This is a genomic window from Mesorhizobium sp. M0195, assembly GCF_040322115.1.
Lineage (GTDB): Bacteria > Pseudomonadota > Alphaproteobacteria > Rhizobiales > Rhizobiaceae > Mesorhizobium.
In genome coordinates this window covers 1-4,488 of record NZ_JAMYSV010000058.1, presented here as the reverse complement: position 1 = coordinate 4,488, position 4,488 = coordinate 1, and the positions used below count along the sequence as shown (strand labels likewise).

Below are 4,488 nucleotides of genomic sequence, written 5' to 3'. Positions count from 1 at the left end.
TAGGGCGACAGAACCCGCACCACCGCCATGGCGTTGCCCGTGGCCTCGACGACAACCTCATCCGTCCGTCGCAAACTGCGGCCGAACCCTTCCAGTCCCGAGCGGGTCATGTCGACCCGTCCGTGATGGCGCAGCCGGCCGTTTTCCCAAACCACCACCTCCGCAAAGGTGCGGTGGATGTCCATTCCAATCACACGTCTCATCGGCTCCCTCTCCTCAAACAGTCGGGAGCCGGCGGGCGACGCGACACCTACGGATCCGCGCTCTCGGCGCAACCGGGCAGGTCGCAGGGGCGGCCAGCTACTAACGCGAGCTCGCAGCTCATCGAATACATCGGCCTGCCCGCACTTGGCGTGCTCCCGGTGCCCCTGTCCCGGATGGTCGCACCATACGCCGAAAATCGCTCATCTCCAGCGGGGATCGGATGGCACCGTCATGATCATACCGGTTACGAATGCAATTGAGGCGTTGAACTCCAAGCTGCGCCGCGCCGTCCGCACCCGCGGACACTTCCCGAGTGACGACGCGGCGATGAAACTGCTATATCTGGTCCTGAACCATGCGGCTGAGGAATGGAAACGACCGCCGCGCGAATGGTTCGAGGCCAAGACCCAGTTCGCCGTTGTCTTCGGCGAGAGGTTCGTCAGCCAATGACGAGACCGGCCTCGCGCACAGAATTCCTGACAGTCCCCGATACCGGCGGCATCGTCTACAACCGTGCCCTCGTCGATCTTGCCCGCCACTATGGTTTCCATCCCAAGGCGTGTCGGCCTTACCGCGCCAAAACGAAAGGCAAGGTCGAGCGGCCGTTCCGCTACATTCGCGAGGACTTCTTCCTGGCCCGGTCCTTTCGCAATCTCGAAGACCTGAACGCCCAGTTGCGTCACTGGCTGGACACGGTCGCAAACCCGAGGGTTCACGCCACCACAAGGCGTGTCGTCAACGAAGCTTTCGCCGAGGAGCGATCTTCGAGGACGGCGCACTGATTGCCACCCATCCTATTCTCGAAGGCCGGCACCAGCGTCATGTCGAGCCGGGTCATCGCAACATCCACGTCCACAAGCGCCGACAAAGACTGAGGAACGACGAGGTCATTCTTCATGGCTCGGGCGACAGGGTCGCTCAGCGCCCGTTGGCCTTCTACGACGCCGTCGCCCGGGTGATGGCGAACGAGCAACGTCCATGACGAACGCGCTCGACACCACGCCATCCCCATCGACCGGATCCGCCACGACCTCGTCGGCCTGAAGATGCCGCGGGCGCTCGAAGCGCTCGATCATGTCGTGCGCCGGCTCGAGAAAGGCGAGATCGCCGCCCTCGAAGCCATGGACATCCTCCTCTCGGAAGAGTTGACCCTGCGCGAGAACAGCCGGATCAAGACGGCACTGCGCATGGGGCGCCTGGCCACGATCAAGACGCTCGCCGGCTTCGACTTCTCTTTTCCAGCCCCCGCTCGACCGCGATCGAATCTTCACGCTGGCCCAACTCGGCTTCGTCGCCCGCTGCGAGGTCGTCCACTTCCTCGGCCCGCCCGGCACAGGCAAGAGCCATCTGGCCATTGCGCTTGCCGTCGAGGCTGTGAAGGCTGGAAAGAGCGTCTATTTCTGCACGCTCGCCGAACTCATCGCCGCGCTGGCAAGGGCCGAACGCGAAGGCCGCCTGCAGGAACGCATCCGCTTCTTCTGCCGGCCTGCTCTGCTCGTTGTCGATGAGATCGGCTACTTGCCCGTCGTCCACGGTGGCGGCAATCTGTTCTTCCAACTCGTCAACGCCCGCTACGAGAAGGGCGCAATGATTCTCACCTCAAATCGCGGCTTCGCCGAATGGGGCGAGGTCTTCGGCGACCCTGTCGTCGCAACCGCACTTTCTCGATCGCCTGCTTCACCATGCGGTCGTCGTCCAGATCGAAGGATCGAGTTATCGGCTCCGCCAGCACGCCGAGCTCATGCCCGAACACTTGCGATCAAAAGCCTCCATCACGCCGCCGACATTAAATCCACCATCGCGGCCGCGCGGCCGGCCACCGAAAAATGGACACCCCTCCGCGACAGTCTAAGCGGCGAAACTGGGGAATTTTACTTCGGCACTTTTGGGGAAAATTCGAGCGGCATTGACATCTCCACCATCATCCGCATGTCCACTGCGTCGTGCCGGGCGGCGGCCTGTCGCTCGAGCCTGCCACGGCGAAGGCCGGGGACCAGCGATGGATCGCCTGCCGGCCGGGATTTTTCCTGCCCGTACGGGTTCTGTCGCGCCTGTTCAGGCGGCTATTCCTAGAGCGCCTGCAGGACGCCTTCGACGCCGGCCAGCTCCGCTTCTTCAGCGATCTCGCCAGCCTGGCCGACCCTGCCACTTTCTGCGCCCAACTGGCTGGACTGAAGCGGATCGAATGGGTCGTCTACGCCAAGCCCCCGTTCGGCGGTCCCGAACAGGTTCTCGCCTATCTGGGCCGCTACACCCATCGCGTCGCCATCGCCAACAGCCGCCTCGTGAGCCTGGACCAGGGCAAGGTCAGCTTCCGCTGGAAGGACTATCGCCATCACGACAAGTCCAAGCACAAGCTCATGACCTTAAGCGCCGACGAGTTCATCCGGCGCTTCCTGCTGCACGCTCTTCCAGACGGATTCCATCGCATCCGCCATTACGGCCTCCTCGCCATCGGCCACCGCGTCGCCAAACTCGCCCAGTGCCGTCTTCTTCTGGCGGCGCCTACGCCGCCGCCGCCGAACCCGACCGCCGACTATCGCCAGCGTTACCGCTGTCTCACAGGACGCTCCCTGGACATCTGTCCGGGCTGCGGCGGCGCCATGGCCACGCTCGGCCCGATCCCGCGCAGGGCCCCGACCTGGCCAGACACTTCATGACACGCTGCGCACCGACACGCTCGCACCGTCCATCCCGGCGTCTGCTACAGTCGCCGTCGGGCCTTTGCGCGCCGCTAGTCAAAGTCGCAGCCCGGCTGTCGCCAGCAACGCTGCACCTCAGCGTCAACGACCCAATGGCACCGCCTCCCGCGTCGCAGATGGTCCTGCATCGCGACGACGGGCGACCGCCCAAGAGCGATCGGCGAGTCCGCTCCGGCGCCTCGGACACACTGTCGAGCCCTAAATCCCCATGGCCCCGCCCGCCATCCCGCGGTTCAGTTCAATCAGGCTTCAATGTAGTCGCGACCCGTGCGTGCCCGCCCAATCGCGCCCGCGACTACACAGAACCCTCCAGATTCATGGCTGTCTTTTGGAGACAGCCATGGGTGTTCTCGACCGTCTGATTCTTCGCGACGACCAGTGGGAGCGCATGTCGGCCCACATCATCGGTGACCAGCGGACACGGGGTTCGTCGGGCCGCGACAACCGGATGTTTGTGGAAGCGGTGTTGTGGATCGTGCGCACGGGCTCGCCCTGGCGTGATCTGCCCGATGCGTTCGGGGACTGGAACAGCGTCTTCCGCCGTTCAGCCGGTGGAGCCGCAAGGGTGTCTGGTGGCGCATCTTCGCCGCGATGTCGGACGATCCCGACTTTGAGTATCTGATCGTCGATTCGACCATCATCCGCGCCCACCAGCACGCTTCGGGGGCCAAAAAGGGGGGTCTGAAGATCAGGCCCTTGGCCGTTCGCGCGGTGGCCTGAGCACCAAGATCCACATGGCCGTCCGAGGTCTTGGGTGCCCGGTTCGCTTCACCCTGACGGCCGGCCAACGCGGTGACTGCCCGCAAGCTTACACCTTGATCGAGGGATTGCCCGCAAAGGTCGTCATGGCCGACGCCGCCTACGACGCCGATTCTCTGCGCCGGGAGATCGCAGACAAGGGCGCCATCGCGGTCATTCCCAACAATCCGTCGAGGGCGCGCAAATACCCGATCGACAAGCACCTCTATGCCCAGCGTCACCTGATCGAATGCTGCTTCTCAAGGCTCAAGCAGTTCAGACGCGTCGCGACACGATTCGAGAAAACAGCCCGAAACTACCTGGCCATCGTAACCATCGCAGCAACCGTCCTATGGATCAGATAAGTGTCCACACGACCTAGGGGGCTGTCGCACTGCTGTTGGGCCCGCTCAGAACAAGACATGCAAACGCTGAGCACTCGCAGATGCCGGGGCAGCCCGACGAAATCATTGGGTGAACGCTGCGCTTTTGGACATGCCCCTGCAGCGAGGTCGCGTATCTTCAGAGTTTAGCATTAGCGTGCCGGAACGAACAGCCGGGTGTCAGCTGGCGTTTGCAATCTTCCACACCTCAGTAATCAGGGTTGCGCGTGAAATTGTAAAAAAAACGCTGGTTTCCTGCATTGAAACAGGGATGATTTCCGCAAAGCGCATCCTGATCGGTCCTACATCTTAAAACAGCGCTTACGAGTTCGGCCCTGTCGTCAGATGATGTCGGCACGAGGTCCTCTCGGCTAGAAGCGTCGAGGCTAGCCGATCGACCTGCTCGCGCTTAAGGGCTCTCGATCCAGATCGCTTGGAGGTATGGCAATGGATGTCACAAC

The 4,488-nt window shown here is 62.9% G+C and carries 6 pseudogenes; 5 read left to right on the top strand and 1 reads right to left on the bottom strand.

Annotation, left to right across the window (positions count from 1 at the left end):
• Positions 1–203, bottom strand: a pseudogene (locus tag NKJ12_RS31855) (IS110 family RNA-guided transposase); the annotation flags it as partial.
• Positions 204–438: 235 nt separating this feature from the next.
• On the opposite strand from NKJ12_RS31855, the pseudogene NKJ12_RS31850 reads away from it, so the two are divergent.
• From NKJ12_RS31850 to NKJ12_RS31830, 5 pseudogenes are all read left to right on the top strand, one after another.
• Positions 439–654 (top strand): annotated as a pseudogene (locus tag NKJ12_RS31850) (transposase); the annotation flags it as partial.
• 41 nt (positions 655–695) lie between these two features.
• Positions 696–1,186 (top strand): annotated as a pseudogene (locus NKJ12_RS31845) (IS21 family transposase); the annotation flags it as partial.
• Positions 1,183–2,056 (top strand): annotated as a pseudogene (gene istB, locus NKJ12_RS31840) (IS21-like element helper ATPase IstB). The pseudogenes NKJ12_RS31845 and istB, both read left to right, overlap by 4 nt.
• Positions 2,057–2,123: 67 nt before the next feature.
• Positions 2,124–2,864, top strand: a pseudogene (locus NKJ12_RS31835) (IS91 family transposase); the annotation flags it as partial.
• Positions 2,865–3,246: 382 nt separating this feature from the next.
• Positions 3,247–4,009 (top strand): annotated as a pseudogene (locus NKJ12_RS31830) (IS5 family transposase).
• The last annotated feature ends 479 nt before the right edge of the window (positions 4,010–4,488 follow it).